A 19,915-nucleotide genomic window follows, 5' to 3' on the forward strand; every position below is an offset into this window, starting at 1 on the left:
GAAGGTTTTGTCGCGGTGGGGCGGAGTGCGGGCATGGACCTACTCGACGAGAGCGTCGTGCCGGAGCGCGCACGGGAGATCAAACGCGAGGCCCGCGAGTTCGCCGACGAGCACATCGCGCCGAACGCCGAGGCGTACTACGAGTCCGGCGAGTATCCCTGGGAGGTGCTCGAGGCCGGGATGGACGCCGGGCTCGTCGCCCAGGACATCGGCGAGGAGTACGGCGGGAAGGGGTTCGACCTCGCGCAGGTGCTCGCGATCGCGGAGGAGTTCTACCGCGCCGACGCCGGCATCGCCCTCACGCTCCAGCTCGCCAGCTTCGGCTGTGAGATGCTCGAGCGGTACGGCACCGACGCACAGAAAGAAAAGTACCTCCGGCCGGTCGCGGAGAACGACCAGATCTCGGGGCTCGCGGTGTCGGAGCCGGAGACGGGCTCCGACCTCGCGGGGATGACGACGGAGGCGGAGAAGGTCGAGGGGGGCTACGAGATCACCGGCGAGAAGTACTGGGTCGGCAACGCGGTGGAGGCCGACTGGCTCACCGTCTACGCGAAAACGGGCGAGAGCGACGACCGCTACTCCAACTACACGCTCTTCGTCGTCGAGACCGATTCGGAGGGGTACGAGGCCGAACACATCCCCGAGAAGATGGGGATGCGCGCGTCGAAGCAGGGCCACATCGTCCTCGACGACTGTTTCGTCCCCGAGGAGAACGTGATCGGCAGCGAGGGCGGCGGCTTCTACGTCCTCGCGGACTTCTTCAACCACGGTCGGGTTATCGTCGGCGGCCACGGGCTGGGGCTCGCCGCCGCCGCCATCGAGGAGGCGGAGGCGTTCGTCCACGACCGCAACGCGTTCGGCCGCACCGTCAACGAGTTCCAGGCGGTCCAACACACCCTCTCGGACATGCGGATCGGCTTCGAGTCCGCCCGGGCGCTCAACTGGCGCGCCTGCGAGAAGGTCGCGAACGGCGAGGACGCCGGCTACTGGGCCGCCCTGACGAAGACGAAGTCCACGGAGGTCGCGGTCGACTGCGCCGAGAAGGGGATGAAGCTCCACGGCGGGCGCTCCGTCCTCGCCGACCGCCGGATCGCCCGCGTCTACCGCGACGCGCGGATCCCGGTGATCTACGAGGGCGCGAACGACATCCAGCGCAACCTCATCTACCGGCAGTCGCGCTGAAACGGTCGGCGAAAACGGCCCGCGGCGGCACTCTCCTTCCGTCCTCCTTCTCGATCCGCTTCCCCGTCCTCAGTCCGCCGACTCCGCGCCCGCCGGGGACGGCCCGGTATCGGTCTCGCTCCCGCGAGCGGCGTCGTCCTCGAGGTACGCGATCGCGTCCGCGCCCCCGACGGCGACGATCGCGAACCCGACCTTCGAGACGAAATCGAGGTAGACGAACACGAGCATCTCCGTCGCGGGCGTGAGCAGGCCGAACCCGGTCGGCGCGAGCAGCCAGACGACGGGGTACAGCGTCCAGAGGACGACCGTGATGTTCCGGAGCGTGTAGAAGACGGCGCGCACGCGGTCCGCCCGCGCCGCGGCCGACCGCGGGAGCTTCACGAGCAGCCCGTAGACGAGCCCGAGGTACGCGAACGAGGCGACGGCGAACGCCGCCCACGAGACGGTTCCGATCGTCGCGACGGCGACGACGCCGCCCGCGATCACAACTACGTCGACGGCGATCAGCGTCGCGATCGTCGCTCGATCGGCCCGGACGAGCAGCGCGAGGTAGGCGATCAGAAGCGGCGTCGTGAGCAGCCAGTCGACGTATCGGGCGGCCGGCAGCGTCCCGCCCGACGTGACGACGTTGCCGACGCCGAGGCCCATCGCGGCGTACGCGACCGCCGCGATCCCCGTGACGCCGGCGAGCGTCGCGTAGTACCTCGCCTCCGAGGGCCGCCGGTACCACAGCCACAGCGAGGGAACCGTTCCGGCGAGCATCCCGACCGCGCCGATCCACGCCCAGACGGTCACGTTCGCGAGCATCTCAGTTCACCCCCTCCGGGCCGTCGCCGGCGAAGTCGAAGGCGGTGCGTCCCCCGTCGGCACCGGGGTCGTCGCCCGAAACGAGGTCCCGCCCGCCGTCGGAGGTCGCCACCCCCTCGGAGGGAACGCTCTCGGAGACGACCCCCTCCAGGTCGAGGCCACCGCCGGTTTCGTCCGCCTCGTCGGCGTCGTACTCGAAGCTCTCGACGGTGCGTCGGAGGCGGCCGGCGCGGCTCGAGAGGGCCTCGGCCGCGTTCTCGACGGCGGCGAGGGTCCGCTCCTGTTCGTCGACCGCGCCGGTGACGTCGCCGGCGGCGCTCGCGGTCTGTGCGCTGATGGCGGCGACGTCCTCGACGTGGCCGACGACGGTGTCCACCGTCTCCGCCTGCGACTCCGTCGCACGGGTGATCTCCGTCATGCTCTCGTCGGTCCGTTCCGAGGCCTCCGCGAGCCGCTCGAGCGCGTCGATCGAGGTCTCGACGGTGTCGACGCCGGTCTCGATCCGGTCTTCGGTCTCAGCTATCGAGTCGACGCCCGCCTCGGCGCGCGCCTGGACCGCGCCGATCCGATCTTCGATCTCGGCGGCGGACTCCTGGGTCCGCTCGGCGAGGCTCTTGACCTCCTCGGCGACGACGGCGAAGCCCGCGCCGTCGGCGTCGGAGCGCGCCGCCTCGATCGAGGCGTTGAGCGCGAGCATGTTGGTCTGTTCCGCGATCTCGGCGATCGTGTCGACGACCTCGCCGATCTCCTCGATCTCCTCGGCGAGCGCCTCGATCTCGTCGGTCGTCTCGGAGGTGACCGCCTCGACGGCGTCCATCTGCGCGAGCGCGGCCTCGGCCGCCTCCTGTCCCTCCTCGCCGACCGCCGCGGCGTGTTCGGCGGTCTCGGCGACTTCGCCCACCGTCGCCGCGACCTCCTCCGCGGAGGAGGCGAGCGACTCGGCCTCGTCGGTCGTCGCGCGCAGGTCGTCGCGCTGGGTCCGCGCGCCGTCGGCGATCTCCGAGACGGCCCCGGAGACCGTCCCCGTCGTCGACCGCAGGTTCTCGGTCCGGTCGTCGACCGTCCCGGCGACGGTCGCGGTGTCCTCGGCGACGGACGCGACCGACGCGACCGTCCCCTCGAGCTCGGCCGCCATCTCGTTGAACGCGGTCCCGACCCGACGGATCGGGTCGCTCTCGCAGTCGGGGTCGACCCGCCGGGTGAGGTCGCCGTCGGCGAGCGCCCGCATCGCCTCCTCGTAGGCGGTCGCCTTGCGCTCGATCGTCGCGGCCCGCTCGTCGGCCTCGCGGCGCGCCGCCTCGGCGTCCGCCCGCGCCTCCTCGGCCTCGCGGATCTCGCGTCTGAGCGAGCCGCGCATCCCGTCGAACGCCGAGAAGAGCCGGCCGATCTCGTCGCTGCGTCCGGTCTCGAGGGCGACGTCGAGGTCGCCGTCGGCCATCCGCTCGGCCTTCCGGGTGAGCTGTCGCAGCGAGACGACCGTGTTCGAGCCCACGGTCACCCCGATCAGCGCGATCCCTATCACGGCGAGTAACGTCATGCCGACCAACCCGGACCGGACCTCCTCCCCCGCGGGACCGAGATCTCCCGTACGGCCGTAGACGACGACCCCGTACGCGACCGAGACACCCATCACTCCGACCAGCGACGACGCGAGCTTCACGCCGTAACTGGCTCGGAGTCGAGATAGCGGTTCGAATCCCATCGATAGAGAACACGGAGGGCCGTTCCACGGATAAAATCGAGCGTCGGAGTATCAGCCGTGATATCCGGAGTGGGCATCGCTCGCGACGCCTCACGACTCGGTCGCGGGCTCGGAGCGCGAGGCGGTGCGCCCGTTCTCCGCCGCCGAGATCGACCGCTCGAACCGGAGGAGTCCGACGGCGAGGATCCCGCAGACGGCCGCGAGCGACGGCCACAGCAGCCACTCGAGGCCGTAGTCGAAGAACGCCCCGCCGACCGCCGATCCGACGCCGAACCCGAGCCGCTTCGCGACCTCGAGGAGCGAGAGCTGTGACCCCCGCTCGCTCGCCTCGCCGAGGTCCGACGCGAGCGACGTGACGAGCGGCGCGTGGAGGATCTCGCCGAGGGTCCGCAACACCAGGAACGCGCCGACGAGTCCGACGCCGACCCGCGCGGGGACGCCGGCCGCCGCCCAGACGGCGAGCATCGAGACGCCCCACAGCCCCGCCGAGACGACGAGCCCGCGGGTTCGTCGCCAGTCGGTGACCGCGGCCACGATCGGCAGCTGGAGGACGACGATCACGAGCGGGTTGAGCGTGTAGAGGGTACCGAGCTGTCCCGAACTCAGCCCGAGCGTCTCGATCGCGACGACCGGGACGGTCGCCTGCATCTGTGCGTACATCACGGCGAACCCGACGTTGAGTCCCGCGAGCGCGAGGATCCGCCGGTCGGCGACCGCCCGCCCCCAGTCGCCGACGGAGTCGCGGAGGGCGACGTCGCGGGTGGCGGTGCGGACGCGGGGGACGAACGCGAACAGCACGACCGCGACGACTCCGGAGGTGAGCCCGTTGCCGAGGAACACCGAGAGCTCCGCGAACTCGTAGAGGATCCCTCCGACCACGAAGCCGAGGCCGAAGCCCGCGTTGTTCCCGACCTTGAGGAGGGCGTAGCCGCGGTCCCGCGTCTCCCCGTCGGTGAGGTCGGCGATCATCGCCTGGGCGGCGGGCGCGTACAGGCCGAGGGTGACGCCCGCGGCGGCCGCGACGGCGACGAACGAGATCGCCGGGGAGAGCGGCGTCGCCGCCGCGAGCGGCTCGACGCCCGCGTACGCCGCGAGCGTGACCGACGACAGCGCCATGCTCGTCACCATGACGGGTTTCCGTCCGTACCGGTCGGCGGCGTAGCCCCCGAGGGTCGTGCCGGCGGCGGTGCCGAGGTTGTTCGCGAGCAGCCCGATCCCGACGAGCGAGAGCGCGATGCCGACGGAGAGATGGAAGTGGACCGTGGCGAACGGGTACACCAGTCCCGACCCGAACAGGTTGACGAACTGGCCCGCCCCCACCACGTACACCGGACGGGAGAACCCTCGGAGCGCGGAGAGCGGGTCGTACACGCCGATCGGGTCCGCGGGGGATCCACCTGAACGGTTCGGTCGCGGCCACGCCGGCCGGAAGGAGGCGGAAGCGCCAGTCGGAGGGGGACGCGGGGCGAGTTGGCCGGAAGGGGGCAGAAGCGCCGATCGGCGGGGGCGATCCGGATCGGACGGACGAAAACACCAAGCGGCCGCGCCGAGACGTCCACCCATGCGACTCGAGGACTACTGGGGGATCGGCCCGAAGACGAGCGAGCTTCTGACCGCCGAGCTCGGCGTCGAGCGGGCCGTCGAGGCGATCGAGTCGGCCGACGTCCGCGCGCTCGTCGACGCCGGGCTCCACCGCGGGCGCGCCACGCGGATCCTCCGCCGGGCGAACGGGGAGGCCGGCATGGGCGTCCTCGCGACCGGCGACACGCGAGAGGTGTACGACGACCTCCTGACGCTCGCGGCGGGGTACGCCCTCACCGAACACGCGGCCGACCGGATCCGCGTCCTCACGCCCTCGCTCGACCGGGACGCGATCGAGACGAGGCTCGCGGAGGTGGTCGCCGCCCGCGACGCCTGGCGCGCCCTCGACGACGGGGAGCGCGACCGCGTGGTCGACGCGTTCGCGGCCTACGACGAGGCGGGCGGGACCGACCGCGCGGCCGTCGAGACCGCGCTCGCCCTCCGCGAGGTCGGGCTGACGGGCGAGACCTTCGACGCCCTCGCCGACCTCGACGACGACGCGCTCCGGGAGGCCGCGGACGCGCTCGGGAACGTGCGCGGCTCGCTCGGCGACGACGACGTCGAGGTGGCCCCCGGCGCGGACGACGAGCTCGACCGGCTCCGCGAGCGGCTCGCGGCGGCCGAGGACCTCGCCGACTCGGCGTTCGACGTGCTGGAGACGGTTCGCGACGGGTCGCTCCGCGATTTCGAGGCCCTGGAGGCCGCGACCGTCGACCACGTCGCGACGGAGACGGGCGTCGACCCCGCGACGGTCCGGGCGGCCGCGCCGGACGACGCGCTCGACGCCGCCGACTTCGTCTCGGCTACCCTCCGCGGGCTCGTCGAGGAGCTGTCCGCGGCGGTCGACGAGCGCGAGGCGGACGTCGCGGCCGACCTCAGCGACCGGATCGGCGACGCCGGCGGCGACGTCTCGCGGGCCGTGGAGGTCGTCTCCGACGTCGCCGTCGACCTCTCGCTCGGCCGGTTCGCGGCCGAGTACGACCTGGTCCGTCCCCGGCTCGTCGAGGACGGCCTCGCGGTCCGAAACGCTCGGAGCCCCTTCGTCGACGGCGACGTCCAGCCGGTGTCGTACGCGGTCGGGGACCACTCGCTTCCCGCCGGGGCGGGCGTCTCGGCCGCCGAGTCGCCGCCGGCGGGCGACCGGGTGAGCGTCCTCACGGGCGCGAACTCCGGCGGGAAGACGACGCTCTTGGAGACGCTGTGTGCGGTCGCGCTGCTCGCGTCGATGGGGCTCCCGGTGCCCGCCGAGGAGGCCGAGGTCGGGACGTTCGACCGGGTCGTCTTCCACCGCCGACACGCCTCCTTCAACGCCGGCGTGCTGGAGTCGACGCTGCGCTCCGTCGTCCCCCCGCTCGTCGAGGAGGGGCGGACCCTGATGCTCGTCGACGAGTTCGAGGCGATCACGGAGCCGGGGCGGGCCGCCGACCTCCTCAACGGCCTCGTCGACCTCACGGTCGAGCGCGGCGCGCTCGGGGTGTACGTCACCCACCTCGCCGACGACCTCAGCCCGCTGCCCGATCCGGCGCGGATCGACGGGATCTTCGCGGAGGGGCTCACGAACGACCTCGAGTTGCGCGTCGACTACCAGCCGCGGTTCGGCACGGTCGGGAAGTCGACCCCGGAGTTCATCGTCTCGCGGCTCGTCGCGAACGCGAGCGACCGGGCGGTCCGCGGCGGGTTCGAGCACCTGGCGGCCGCGGTCGGCGAGGAGGCCGTCCAGCGGACCCTGTCGGACGCGCGCTGGACGCCGGAGGGCGACCGATCGGCGGATGAGTGATCCCGAACGCGGCGACGAGGGATCGGACCCGACGCGGATCCGGTCGATCGCGGTCCACCGCGAGGACGTGGCGAACGCCCTTGAGGCGACGCTGCGGACCGACAGGCGGGTCGTCCTGCGGGTGACGCCGCCGTACGCCGGCCGGATGCGCGCGCGGATCCACGCCGTGGAGGGAGTCCCCGAGGTCGACGCCGACGGGAGCGGCGGCCCGATCCACGTCGACCCGGCCGACCTGGTCGCGGACCCGCCGCCGTACCCCGAGGTCGACGAGACCGCGGCCGCGTTTCCCGACGCCGACGTGGAGACCCGCCGCGAGCGACACGCCGAGGCGGTCGAGGACTGGCGGGCGGCCGTGCGCGAGGCGGTCGGCGGAAGCGTCGAGATCCCGATCGGCGGGGCGGCGAAGGAGCCGGAGGAAGGGACGGAAGAGAGCGGAGTTCACGAGGTCGACGTGGTCGCGCTCGGGTGACCGCGGCTGACCCGACATCGACGATCACCATCGTCGTTCGCGCGCTACGACGTCACCGGAGCGACCTCAGCGCTCGGCCTCGATGTGGCGGCCGATCCGGTCGAGCCCCTCCTCGAGTTCCTCCGTGTGGAGGCCGAAGCCGATCCGGAAGCGGTCGGGGTGGCCGAAGACCTCGCCGGGCGCGAGGACGACGCTCTCGGCGTCGAACACCGACCGACAGAACTCCTTGCCGCTCTCGAACCCGTCGGGGACGGTCGGGAACCCGTTCACGCCCGTCGGCTCGAACCACTCGAGTCCGTGGCGGTCGAGGAACTCCGCGACGCGCTCCCGGTTCGCCTTCGCGTGCGCGCGGTTCGCCTCGAGGATGTCGTCCTCCTGCTCGCCGAGCGCCTGTCTCGCGACGTGGCTCCCGACGAGCGGCGGCGAGATCGTCGTGTAGTCCTTCCACCTTCGCACCCCGTCCGCGATCGCCGCGTCCGCGACGACCCAGCCCACGCGCGCGCCCGCCAGCCCGTACGACTTCGAGACGCCGGCGGCCGAGATCGCCCGCGGCCCGAGCGCGGCGGCCGGCGGGTGGGGATCGTCGGCCAGCATCCGGTACACCTCGTCGACGAGGAGGTACGCGTCGTTTTCGGCGACGAGGTCGTACAGCGCCTCCATCGTCTCGGGGCCGAGGTACTTCCCCGTCGGGTTGCTCGGGTTCGTGAGGACGACGAGCCGGGTTTCGGGTCGCATCGCCTCCGCGACGGCGTCGACGGAGAGGTCCCACGCCGGCGGCTCCGTCCGGACCTCGGTCACCTCGCCGATCGATTCGGGCACGCTCGCCAGCGACTGGTAGGTCGGCGAGACGACGACGCTGTGGTCGCCCTCGTCCAAGAGCGACATGAACGTGAGGTAGTCCGCCTCCTGCGTCCCGCAGGTGAGGACGACCTCCTCCGCGTCCCGGCCGTAGCGTTCGGCGATCTCCGCGCGGAACGCCGGCTCCCCGTCGGTCGGGATGACGTATCCGAGCTCGCCCACGTCGAGGTCGAACCTGTCGACTGGGAGGCTCCGCACGCCGCTCTCTGCGAGCATCAGGTCGGCGTCCGGTTCGTACTCGTCGAGCCAGCGTTCGAGTTCGAAGGGGGGGATCTCCATGGTTGGCCGGTATACACGGGCAGTCGGTGATAACCGTTCGGTGTGGGCGAACGCGGCCGGGATCGGGGTGCCTCCGCCGGATCGGTGGCCGGAGCGCCTACAGCCGGATCCGCTCGACCGCGGTGCCCGCGCTCTCGAACTCCTCGTCCGTGGCGGCCGCGACCACGACGGTCCGTGCGTCGTCGTCCGCGATCCGGACCTCGAACGCGCCGTCCGTCGGCGTCGCGAGCGCCGACCCGCCGGCAGTGAAGACCGCGACCCGCTCGCCGGTCGTCTCGCCCGCGACGACGACCGCGCCGTCTTCGAGTTCGGCGTCGGCGGTCAGCTCCGGGGCCGCGGGGCGGTCACGCTCGACGAAGCGGTCGCGGACGACCGCCGGCGTCTCGACGGGCTCGCCGGCGTCGACGCCGTGTGCGAGGCGGATGAACCCCGCCATCGACCAGGCGAGCGGGGTCGCCCCCCCGGTCCCCTCGCCGAACTCCCAGCCGTACTCGGTCGGATGCTCGCGGTCCCACACCTGTTCGGGGAGCATCCGGCCGTCGTTGCCGAAGCCCGCCATCGTCTCGAGCAGCGAGCCCGGCTCGAGCGCGGCGTCGTCGGTGCCGCCGAATGCGTCCGGGCCGTCGGCGCGAGCGCGGAGCTCGTACTCGCCGCGCTCGCCGGTGAAGATGGGCCAGAGCCGTCCCTTCCCGTCGCCGGTGCCGGCCCACGGGCCGCCGGGGTCGCCGTAGCCGAGCTCGCCGTAGGCGTCGCCGACGTAGCGGTACCAGGCGGGGCCGTGCGGGGTGTCGACCCGGATGGAGTCGTCGACGACCTCGACGGAGTTGCGGACGACCGGGTCGTCGGCGGGCTTCACGCCGAGCCGGACGAGCTCGAGGAAGCCGCCGTCGACGATCTCGCGCTCGTCGTAGGTCGGCCCGTCGTTGGCGATCGTCCGCGGCCGACCGGCGTTCGGGTCGCCGTCGGCGGTGATCCGGAGGTAGTAGGGCGTCTCGTCGTGGCGGTCCGTCCCCGTGTCCGTCGCACACCACTCCTCGACGCGGTCGGCCCAGTCGTCGGCGAGCGCGAGCCACGCGAGCGCGTCCGCGCGGAGGGATCCGGGTGACGGCGCGTCGCTCGTGCCGGAATCGTCGTCACCCTCCGCGGCGGAGCCGCCGGCCTCGATCCGGTCCGCCTCCGCGAGCGCGAGCGCGGCCGCACACGTCAGCCCCGCGATCTCGGCGGCGATGCTCGACGGCGAGTAGCCCGCCTCCTCCTCCCAGCGCTCCTGGGCGGTCTGCGGGCCGTTCCGGGCCACGTATCCGACCGACCGGCGAACCTGCTCGTAGTCGTAATCGGCATCCGAGAGCGTCACCCCGCGTTCGTACAGCTGCCACGCCATCACGGAGGGGAACGCGATGTTGTCCATCTGCTCGCCGCCCCAGCGGGTCCGCCCGTCGATGTAGGTGTTCTGCGGGAGGAACCCGGAGCCGTCCTGTTGGGTGTTGTAGAGGTACGCGAGCGCGTCCGCGCCGCGCTCCACCTCGCCGACCTCGACCAGCGCGGTGAACACCTGGTAGAGGTCGCGCGACCAGACGAAGTTGTAGCCGTACCCGCGGTCCTCCTCGGCGTACTCCGTCTCGCCCCACGGGACCGACGGGCTGGCGATCCCGGCCCCGTCGTGACGCTTGTCCTCGACGGCCGCGAGCGTCATGAGCGCGAACCGGTACTGTGCCTCGAGGTCGGGGTCGCCGGTCACGGCGTCCGGGTACTCCCGCCCGGCGAGCCACTCGCGCCAGGTGTCGACGTACGCCGACTCGACGGCCTCGAAGCCGCGCGAGAGCGCCCCCTCCGCCTCGCCGAGCGCCGCCGCGGTGTCGCCCCGCTCGGCGAACCCGATCGCGACCGTCTCGGAGACGGTCGTCCCGCTCCCGAGGAGGCCGGCAAGCACGACGTTGCCGCTCGCGGTCGCGTCGACCTCGCCGGCCGCCGCCCGCTCGCCGCCGCCGAACAGCGACTCGAGCCCGTCGTCGCCGGCCGCGAACGCGCCCGCCCAGTCGAAGCCGTCGGCGCTCGTGACCGCGGCGGCGACCTCGAACGGCTCGCCCTCGTCGTCGACCAGCTTCCCCGGCGGGCGGTTCCCGCTCTCGCTGTGGGCGAGCAGGTGGTACGGGCCGTCGCCGACGCGGCTCCCGCGGTCGTCGGTGCCGACGTTCGCGAGCGCGGTGTCCGCGACCGCGTACACGTCGTACGCGCGGGCCCCCTCGAACTCGACGTCCGCGAGGATCGCGTCGCCCGCAGTGTCGACCGCGTACTCAACGGTGAGCGTCCAACTGTGGCCGTGGCCGTCGCCGGACTCGCGGATCGTCTGTCTGTACGCGAGCGCGTCCTCGGCGCTCGGCTCGGTGGTTCGCGTGATCGTCTCCGTCGTCGTCACGTGGCCCGTCTCGTCGAACGTCCGGACGGTGTGTCCCGTCTCGGGGTCGGCGATCAGGAAGTCGAACGTCCGGAGGTTCATCACGTCGATCCGGGGGAACCGCGCCTCCGTCAGCGCCCCCTCGGTCAGCGTGAACCAGACGGGGACCGGGTCCTCTGCGGCGTGATCGGCGGGCGTGCCGACGCCGAACTTTCGGCCGGTCGTCCACCGCGGGGCCTCCGGGCCGCTGGGGCGATCGTGCGGCACCGGGAGCGTCCCGTGTCGCGCGAGCGTCGCGGTCGCGTCCAGACGGAGCGCGTGCGCCCACGCGATGGGCGTCGCGCTATCGAGGTCGCCGTCGTCGAAGACCTGCTCCGCGAGCAGGCCCGACTCGTTCGCGAAGGGGCCGTCGGACTCACACAGCGCGTACAGCCGGCGGGCGGCGGAGAAGAGCGGATCCGCGTTCTCGTCGCGCGACCGGAGGATCCCGCCGACGGTGCCGGCGGCGACCGCGCCCCACAGCGTCGCGATCGACCACACCTTCGCGCCGCCCTGTTCCGCCGTCCGCCAGTCGTCGCCGACGAACCGGACCAGCCCCTCGACGTGCTCCGTCTCGCGTCCCAGCGCGTCGATCGACGTCCGGACGTGCGTCGACACCTGCGAGACGAGCGCGTCGAGGTCGACCGCGTCGGGGACGGGACCGAGCGGAGAGTCCGCCTCGGCACCGCCACCGGCGACGGTCGGTCGTTCCCCAGCGAGCGCGACGTACTCGGCGAGCGCGTCCGCGAGCGCGAAGGTGCTGGCGTCGGCGCGCTCGTCGCCGTCGCCGTTGCTGGCGCGCTGCGGGAACCGCTCGAGTTCGGGTATCCACCGGTCCTGGAGCCCGGCGGCCGCGTCGTCGGCGGCGGTCGCGGCCGCGGCCCGCAGGTCCGCCCCGAGCGGGGCACGCGCGACCGATGCGAAGGCGCGGAGGTACGTCGCGCCCGTGTGCGTGAAGCGTCCAATGGCGTTCTCCCAGCAGTTCTGACAGCGGCGGGGGAGCCCGTCGTCGAGCGTCGTCTCCCGGAGGAACGCGACCGCGTCGGCGATCGCCTCGTCGACCCGGGCGCGGAGGGGCTCGGGTACCTCCGTGGTACGCCGGAGCTCCGCGAGGAACGCGACGACCGACGCCGGCTGGTCGAGCTGGTCGTTGGGGCTCGCGCCGTCGCCCGCCTCGATCCGGGCGTTCGCCCAGCCCGGCGCGACCTTTCCGGAGTCGGCCCAGACGCGGTGGGGCCAGCTCCCGTCGGCGTCCTGGGTGCGACAGAGGAACGCCGCCGACGCGAGGAGGTCCTCGCGCGCGTCCAACTCGAGCTCCTCGCTCGCGGCGAGCAGCGCGCTCGACGCCTCCGCCTCGTCGCGGAACCACGTGTAGCCGTAGCCGCCGGAGGTCGCGTAGAAGTGGTCGAACTCGGGGCCGGCGATCCGACCGCCGGAGGCCGACTCGAGGAAGTCGAGCGCCCGGAGGTCGCTCGCGACCGTCGCTCCCCGGGGAACCGAGTCGGGGACCGCCGGCGCGCGCGCCTCGGCCGCCTCGCGGACGCTTTCGGTGTCGGCGTGGGCGGTCGCGATCCGCGAGACCGTCTCGAGCCGCTGGGCGCGGTCGGCGTCCTCCGCGAGCCGCGTTCCGTCGCGAGGCGCACTCGGGGACCCTCCGTTCTCGTCGAGGACGGGGCGGCTGACGAGGGTGACGCGCTCGGTCCGCCCGTCGCGCTCGAAGGGAGCCCGGACGACCACGTCGGGCGTGAGACTGGTGTCCTCGCGCTCGTCGATCTCGCCGCGGTGCGGGGTCCGGCCGTCGTCCTCGCCGAGCAACTGGGGGATCGTCTCCTGGCGCTGGCCGTGCGCCGCCGAGAGGCCGGTGGAGGCGGTGAGGAAGTCGTGTTCCCGGCGGTGGAACACCTCGATCACGTCGCCGTCGGCGGGGCCGGCCCCCTCGTGGACGAGGTTGCCGACGCGGCCCTCGACCATGTCGGGCGCGAACGCGCAGCTGGCGACGAGGTCGGCGTTCGCCGGCGGCGACCCACGGAGGACGACGTGCGTGAGGTGGGCGTCCCCGACGACGAGGTCGAACTGGTGGACGGTGTACCGGCCGGCGTCGTACTCGGTCTCGACGAGCGGGGTGTCGCCGTCGTAGTGCTGTCGGGTGGTCTCGAGGTCGGCGAGCCACCGCACGCCGCCGCTTCCGGCGATCCCGATCCGGACTCGGTCGGTCCCGCCCACGCCGGAGAGCGCGTACGAACAGTCGTGAGCGTCGCCGTCCGGCCCGACGTGGACCAGCCGACCGCCGTCGCCGGTGAACGCCCCGACGGTGGTGGGCCGCTCCGTCGAGTAACGTTCGCCGCGGCGACGTTTGTGTTCCGTGATCGCGGTTCGCAGTCGCATGCGAGTCCTGCCGGCCGCGGGAGCAAAAGCCTTGACGGACCGGGCGAAGCTGCTCGGCCGATCGAGACGGTCGTCTCGGAGCCGACCGGGCAGTCCCGCGCGGCGAGTACGGGCCTCGACGGCGACGCGCCAGTTTGGCGTCGAGAGCAACACCGAAGACCCCGGGCGTCGATGGGCCGGCATGCACCACCCCGGACCCCCACGGTTCGTCTCCACCGGCGAGACGGTACAGCTCGCGCCGCGGGACCCGGACCCGGACGGCCGCTACGCGTGGCGGGTCGCGGACGCGCCGCCGACGAGCGACTCGACCGTCGGGTCCGACCCCGTGACCGAGTTCACCCCGGACGTTCCGGGCCAGTACCGGCTCGGGCTCGACGCCCCGGACGGCGACCACCTGTTGACCGTGCTGGCGTTCTCCGCGGCCTACGCGGGCGTCGACGTCGCCGGCGGCAGCGGCGAGGCGATCCGCGACCGCGACGCCGACCGCGCGGGGATCGACTACGCGGCCGGCAGGCTCGCCGACGACGGGGGCCCGCCCCGGATCGGACTCGACGCCGAGATCGAGGACGCGGAGGTCGTCGTCCGCGCGGCCGCGACGCCGAACCCGGCCTCGTCGCTCGCGGCCGACGACCTCGCCGTGCGATTCGTGATCGACGACCGCGACGTGGCCGCGGCGACCGCGGCCGGCCGGACGAACCCGCGGGACGCGGTGACCGAGACGGAGACGGAAGGCGGGGCGATCCTCCGGCTGCCGACCGGGTCGATTCCCGACCGACTGCGCGTTCACGCGGTCGCCGTCGCCCGCGAGCGCGGCGAGGACGCCCGCGTCAGCGTCGCCGACGCCGTCTCGATCGACCGCGTCGACGGCGGCGGCTCCGACCCGTTCGCCGGGGGCGACGCTCTCGGCGACCCGACGGCGGGCGAGTCCTTCGCGGTGACGCGGCCGAACCGACCGCCCGCGTGGACCGCGGACGCTAGCGTCTACGAGGTGTACGTCCGGACCTTCGCCGACGCCGACCACGGGGAGACGCTCGCCGCGATCGAAGAGCGGCTCCCCGAGATCGCCGAACTGGGCGTCGACACGCTGTGGCTCACGCCCGTGCTCGAGAACGACGGGAAGCCGCACGGCTACAACATCACGGACTTCCGCTCCGTCGCCGACGACCTCGGCGACCGCGAGGACTACGAGCGACTGGTCGAGACGGCCCACGACAACGGGATGCGCGTGCTCTTCGACCTCGTGTTGAACCACACCGCCCGCGACCATCCCTGGTTCCGGGACGCCTACCGGAACCCCGACTCGCCGTACCGCGACCGCTACGAGTGGCAGTCGTCGGGCGAGCCGGAGACCTACTTCGACTGGGAGCTGATCGCGAACCTGAACCACGCGAACCTGACGGTCAGGCGGTACCTCCTCGACGTGGTCGACGAGTGGGCACCGCTCGTCGACGGCTTCCGCTGTGACATGGCGTGGGCGGTCCCCGACTCGCTCTGGCGGGAGATCCGCGACCGCGTGAAGGCGGCCGACCCGGAGTTCCTGTTGATGGACGAGACGATCCCGTACGTCCCCCGGTTCCACGAGGGGATGTTCGACGTCCACTTCGACGCGACGCTGTATTTCACCCTCCGGCAGGTCGGGCGCGGCCACGAGCCGGCCGACGCCGTGATCGACGCGGTCGAGAAGCGCGCCGCGATCGGCTTCCCCGACCACGCCGGCTTCCTCCAGTACGTCGAGAACCACGACGAGACCCGCTATCGGGTGGAGTGCGGCGACGACGCGGCGGCCGCGGCGGCCGCGGCGACGTTCACCCTTCCCGGCGTGCCGATGGTGTACGCGGGCCAGGAGATCGGCCAGCGCGGCCGGCGCGACGCGATCGCCTGGGAGCACGCCCGCGAGGAGGTCCGCGAGCGCTACGCGCGGCTGTCGGCCGCCCACGACGCGCACCCGGCGCTCGGCCCGGAGGGCGACCTCGAGCGAGTCGACTACCGCGTCGCCGGCGACGGGACGGGAGAACGGCAGATCGCCGCCGAGAGCGACGCGGTCCACCCCGACGACGTGGTGGCGTTCCGTCGCGAACGCGGCTCGGAGGCGCTCGTAGTCGTCCTCAACTTCGCGCCGGGCGAGGCGCTCGTCGCCGTCGACGCCGACCACGGGCGGTTGGACGTCGTCACGGGCGATCCCTGCGTGGAGGCCGACGCCGAGGGGGAAGACCGGATCCGCGTCGACGACGTGGCGGTGGTGCCGGCGGGGAGGTAGGACGAGGTAGGGCGCGGTGGCGTGACGACCGACGCGACGGCGGGAGGGAGCGCGGAGCCGTGACGCGGGCCCCGCGCGGACGCAACGCTTGAGTCGGTGGCCGTCGCAGGCGTAGCCATGCGATTCGATCGCTCCGACGGAGTGTTCTGTCACGTCACGTCGCTTCCGGGGCCACACGGGATCGGCGACCTCGGCGACGGCGCGGCGGCGTTCCTCTCGTTTCTCGGGGACTGCGGCGTCGACTACTGGCAGGTGTGTCCGCTCGGTCCGACCATCGGGGCCGCCGGGGAGTCGCCGTACCAGTCGCCCTCGGCGTTCGCCGGCAACCCGCTGTTGATCGACCTGGAGGGGCTCGTCGACGACGGCTGGCTCGAGGCGGACGAGCTGGAGCCGGTCCCCGACTTCCCGACCGACCGGGTCGACTACGAGGCGGTCCGGGAGTACAAGCTCCCGCTGTTGCGAACCGCGTTCGACCGGTTCGAGTCGGAGCGGGCGGAAGACGCGGCGGCGACGGGAGACGCGGCGGCGGCGTTCGACGCCTTCCGCGAGCGGGAGCCGTGGGCGGGCGAGTACGCGCTGTTCCGCGCGCTCTCGGCCGCCAGACCGGAGGACACCTGGATCGAGTGGCCGGAGCCGCTCCGCACGCGCGAGCCGGACGCGCTCGCGGCGGCGCGGGAGGAGCACGCCGAAACGATCCGGTACCACGAGTTCTGCCAGTGGACGTTCGACCGGCAGTGGGCGGCCCTGCGCGACCGCGCCGCGGAGGCGGGCGTCGAGATCGTCGGCGACGTGCCGATCTACGTCGCGCTCGACTCCGCGGACGTGTGGGCGAACCCGGAGGCGTTCCGGCTCGACGAGGGGAACCGCCCGGCCGCGGTGGCGGGGGTGCCGCCGAACGCCGGCGACGACGGGCAGCGCTGGGGGAACCCCGTCTACGACTGGGAGCGGCTCGCCGAGAACGACTACGGTTGGTGGATGGAGCGGTTCCGCCGGCTGTTCGATCTCGCCGACGTCGCCCGGCTCGACCACTTCCTCGGGTTCGTGCGGTACTGGGCGATCCCCGCCGACGCCGACGACCCGGCCGCGGGCGAGTGGCGCGACGGACCGGGGCGGGCGCTCTTCGAGGCGGTCGAGCGCGAGTTCGGCGAGGCCCCCTTCATCGCGGAGGACCTCGGATTCGAGGACGCGCGGATGGACGACCTGATGGCCGACTTCGGCTTCCCCGGGATGCGGGTGCCCCAGTACGCGAACTGGACGGAGGCGGGCAACCCGTACCAGCCGATGCACTACCCCGAACGGGTGGTCGGCTACACCTCCACGCACGACACCGACACCTGGGTCGGCTACTACGAGGACCTCGATCCCGAGCAGCGCGACGCGCTCCACTACAACCTCGGGTACGGCGGCGACCGGCCGATAGAGTGGGCGATCATCGACGAGGTGTGGAGCTCGGAGGCGATCCTCGCGATGACGACCGTCCAGGACCTGCTCGGGCTCGGCAGCGAGGCCCGGTTCAACGAGCCCGGGACCGTCGACGGCAACTGGGAGTGGCGCGTCGAGCGCGACGCGCTGAGCGACGACCTCGCCGGGCGGCTCCGCGAGCTCGGCGAGTTCCACGTGCGGTGACGGCGAACCGAACCCTCCCGCCGTCGGCGCGCGCGAAACGAGCGTAGCGAGTCGCGCGCGAGGGACGCGGCGAGCGGTGAAACCGCGAGCCGCGAGGCTGGGGAGGGTGAGGTGCGGGACGGTGAGGCGTGAGAGGAAACCGACCGCGTCGTTCGCGATCCACCGATCCGACGACGACGAACCGTTTTTATCCCGGCGGAGAGCCGTAGGCGTATGGAACTCCCAGTCGACGCGGACCGACTCAGAGCGGACATCGAGGGGAACGCGGCGTTCGGCCGGATCGACCTCGAGGACCCCGACTCGCACGGCCGGACGAACCGCACCGGCAGCGAGGCGAACCGCGAGGCGCGCGACCGGTTCGTCGCGCGGCTCGAGGACGCCGGCATGGACGTGACCGTCGACGCGATCGGCAACGTCGCCGGCGAGTGGGTCCCCGACTCCGCGGACCCCGACGCCGCGCCCGTCGCCTGCGGGAGCCACCTCGACAGCGTCCCCGAGGGCGGAATCTTCGACGGCCCGCTCGGCGTGTACGCCGCCCTCGAGTCCGTGCGCGCCATGCGCGACGCCGGCGTCGAGCCCCAGCGTCCGGTGGTCGTCGTCAGCTTCACCGAGGAGGAGGGCGCGACCTACGGTAACGGGCTGTTGGGCTCGAGCGTCGCGACCGGCGTGACCGACCTCGAGGAGGCGCTCGCGTTCGAGAACGACGACGGCGAGACGGTCGGCGAGGCGCTCGAGTCGATCGGCTACCGCGGCGAGGGGACGGAGACCCTCGACCCGGCGGGATGGGACGCCTTCTACGAGCTTCACATCGAACAGGACACCACGCTCGAGGAGGCGGGCGTCGACGCCGGGATCGTCACGACGATCACGGGGATCAGCCACTGCGAGGCGACGATCCTCGGGGAGGCGAACCACGCGGGCGCGACCGCGATGGACGAGCGGACCGACGCGCTCGCGGCGGCGAGCGAGTTCGTGCTCGACGTCGAGGCCGCCGCCAACGACGTGGTCGCCGAGTCGTCGGAGACCGCCGTCGGCACCGTGGGCGCGCTGTCGGTCTCGCCGAACGCGACGAACGTGGTTCCCGGCCGCGTCGAGGCCGGCGTGGACGTCCGGGACGTGAAGGCGGAGTCGATGGACGCGATCGCCGAGGCGGCCCGCGAGTCGCTCGCCAGACTGGAGCGCGAGCGGGGCGTGGAGACCGACTTCGAGCGGCCGTCCACCGTTCTGCCGGAGCCGATGAGCGACCGGCTCCGGGAGATCGCCCGCGAGTCCGCGGACGCGGCGGGCCGGTCCGCGATCGACCTCCACTCGGGTGCCGCACACGACGCGATGCGCGTCGCGCGAGTCACCGACGCGTCGCTGCTGTTCGCGCCCTCGCGCGACGGGGTCTCGCACAACCCGCGCGAGTGGACCGACTGGGCGGAGTGTGCGGCCGCGACGGAGGTCCTCGCGGGGGCGGTCGCGCTGACCGCCGGCGCGGACGAGTGAGGTCGGCGGCCCCGGAGAGCGCGGAGGAGCCCGCGGCCACAACGGTTTTGCCGCCGCCAGTCGACCACCCGTCGTGAGACGATCGATCCCGCTCGGCTCCGTGCTCGTCGGGCTCGTCGCGGCCGCCGTCGGCGTGTTCGTGGCCACCGCCGAGCCGCTCGCCGGGTGGCCCGCGGTCGGCGACTACCCGGCGAACCTCGTCGCCGAGCGGCTGGCGTTCGTGCTCGCGCTGTTCGCGCTGCTCTTCGGCACCTATCGGCTGCTCGCGGACGTGCTGATGCGCTCCGCGAACAAGCGGCGCGCGTACAACACGCGGAACCTGCTTCGGCTCGCGTTCGGGTTCGTCGGGACCGTCGGGACGCTCGCGGTGTTGACCGACAACTGGCTCGGGCTCCTCTTCTCGCTCGGCGTCATCGGGTTCGCGATCACCTTCGCGCTCCAGCAGCCGCTGCTCTCGCTCATCGCGTGGGTGTACATCACGGTCAAGCAGCCGTACGGGGTCGGGGACCGGGTCCGCATCGGCGACGCCAAGGGCGACGTGATCGAGGTGGAGTTCCTCGTGACGACGCTGTGGGAGATCAACGGCGAGCTCGTCAGCACGAACCAGCCGTCCGGCCGGGTCGTGACCGTCCCCAACAGCGTCGTGCTCTCCTCGAACGTGGTCAACTTCGGCGGGGGCGGGTCGCCGTACGTGTGGAACGAGGTCGCGATCCAGGTCGCCTACGAGACGGACCTCGAGTTCGCCCGCGGGCTCATGCGCGAGGAGGCGACCGAGCTGCTCGGCGCGGAGATGGCCGAGGGGATCGCCGCCTACCGGGACGCACTCTCGGAGACGCCCGTCGAATTGGAGGTCCACGACGGGCCGACGGTCAACGTGACGCAGGCTGAGTCGTGGGTCGAGCTCCGCCTCCGATACCTCACGCATCCGCGACGCGGTCAGCGCGTCAAAAACCGGCTGTACGAGCGGATCCTCGGCCGGTTCAACGAGCATCCCGATCGGGTGTCGTTCCCGGTGAGCCGGAACCGCTAGCCGGATCGGGACCGTTCGGGGGATCGACACGGAGCGGTGG

General features: G+C 72.8%; 12 protein-coding genes. 7 read left to right on the plus strand and 5 right to left on the minus strand.

What is annotated here, in order from left to right; translation table 11 throughout:
- Nucleotides 1–33 precede the first annotated feature (33 nt).
- On the plus strand, nucleotides 34–1,182 hold the full coding sequence (locus AXA68_RS11720; protein WP_066416933.1) for an acyl-CoA dehydrogenase family protein: 1,149 nt from the start codon (nucleotides 34–36) through the stop codon (nucleotides 1,180–1,182).
- Between the two features lie 69 nt (nucleotides 1,183–1,251).
- Here the strand turns inward: AXA68_RS11720 and AXA68_RS11725 are convergent, their stop codons facing one another.
- From AXA68_RS11725 to AXA68_RS11735, 3 genes are all read right to left on the minus strand, one after another.
- Nucleotides 1,252–1,989 carry a bacteriorhodopsin gene (locus AXA68_RS11725; RefSeq protein WP_066416937.1) on the minus strand — a complete coding sequence of 246 codons (738 nt, stop codon included), beginning with the start codon at nucleotides 1,987–1,989 and terminating at the stop codon, nucleotides 1,252–1,254.
- Nucleotide 1,990: 1 nt separating this feature from the next.
- Nucleotides 1,991–3,691 (minus strand): methyl-accepting chemotaxis protein, encoded by a 1,701-nt coding sequence (locus AXA68_RS11730; RefSeq protein ID WP_066416939.1) that lies wholly within the window; start codon nucleotides 3,689–3,691, stop codon nucleotides 1,991–1,993.
- A gap of 90 nt (nucleotides 3,692–3,781) precedes the next feature.
- Nucleotides 3,782–5,062 carry an MFS transporter gene (locus tag AXA68_RS11735; protein WP_066416942.1) on the minus strand — a complete coding sequence of 427 codons (1,281 nt, stop codon included), beginning with the start codon at nucleotides 5,060–5,062 and terminating at the stop codon, nucleotides 3,782–3,784.
- 190 nt (nucleotides 5,063–5,252) lie between these two features.
- Here AXA68_RS11735 and AXA68_RS11740 point away from each other — a divergent pair, with 190 nt between their 5' ends.
- Together AXA68_RS11740 and AXA68_RS11745 are read left to right on the plus strand one after the other, a co-directional pair.
- On the plus strand, nucleotides 5,253–7,049 hold the full coding sequence (locus AXA68_RS11740) for a MutS-related protein (RefSeq protein ID WP_066416943.1): 1,797 nt from the start codon (nucleotides 5,253–5,255) through the stop codon (nucleotides 7,047–7,049).
- Nucleotides 7,042–7,518, plus strand: coding sequence for a hypothetical protein (locus AXA68_RS11745; protein ID WP_066416948.1), 477 nt, complete (start codon nucleotides 7,042–7,044; stop codon nucleotides 7,516–7,518). Before AXA68_RS11740 ends, AXA68_RS11745 begins: the two co-directional genes overlap by 8 nt.
- A gap of 66 nt (nucleotides 7,519–7,584) precedes the next feature.
- Here AXA68_RS11745 and AXA68_RS11750 read toward each other — a convergent pair whose 3' ends face one another.
- Together AXA68_RS11750 and AXA68_RS11755 are read right to left on the minus strand one after the other, a co-directional pair.
- Nucleotides 7,585–8,655, minus strand: coding sequence for a pyridoxal phosphate-dependent aminotransferase (locus tag AXA68_RS11750; protein WP_066416954.1), 1,071 nt, complete (start codon nucleotides 8,653–8,655; stop codon nucleotides 7,585–7,587).
- Between the two features lie 97 nt (nucleotides 8,656–8,752).
- A complete protein-coding gene (locus AXA68_RS11755) occupies nucleotides 8,753–13,474 on the minus strand; it encodes a glycoside hydrolase family 15 protein (RefSeq protein WP_066416957.1) in 4,722 nt (1,573 codons plus the stop codon).
- Nucleotides 13,475–13,655: 181 nt separating this feature from the next.
- Here AXA68_RS11755 and malA point away from each other — a divergent pair, with 181 nt between their 5' ends.
- The 4 genes from malA (at nucleotide 13,656) to AXA68_RS11775 (ending at nucleotide 19,875) form a co-directional block, all read left to right on the plus strand.
- The gene (gene malA, locus AXA68_RS11760) at nucleotides 13,656–15,731 is read left to right on the plus strand and encodes an alpha-amylase MalA (RefSeq protein WP_066416960.1); all 2,076 of its coding nucleotides are present in this window, start codon (nucleotides 13,656–13,658) and stop codon (nucleotides 15,729–15,731) included.
- A 117-nt stretch (nucleotides 15,732–15,848) separates the two neighbouring features.
- On the plus strand, nucleotides 15,849–17,357 hold the full coding sequence (gene malQ / locus AXA68_RS11765; protein WP_066416962.1) for a 4-alpha-glucanotransferase: 1,509 nt from the start codon (nucleotides 15,849–15,851) through the stop codon (nucleotides 17,355–17,357).
- A 213-nt stretch (nucleotides 17,358–17,570) separates the two neighbouring features.
- On the plus strand, nucleotides 17,571–18,845 hold the full coding sequence (locus AXA68_RS11770) for a M20 family metallo-hydrolase (protein ID WP_066416965.1): 1,275 nt from the start codon (nucleotides 17,571–17,573) through the stop codon (nucleotides 18,843–18,845).
- Nucleotides 18,846–18,918: 73 nt separating this feature from the next.
- Nucleotides 18,919–19,875 (plus strand): mechanosensitive ion channel family protein, encoded by a 957-nt coding sequence (locus tag AXA68_RS11775; protein WP_066416967.1) that lies wholly within the window; start codon nucleotides 18,919–18,921, stop codon nucleotides 19,873–19,875.
- The last annotated feature ends 40 nt before the right edge of the window (nucleotides 19,876–19,915 follow it).

The sequence above is a fragment of the Halorubrum aethiopicum genome, from assembly GCF_001542905.1.
GTDB lineage: Archaea > Halobacteriota > Halobacteria > Halobacteriales > Haloferacaceae > Halorubrum > Halorubrum aethiopicum.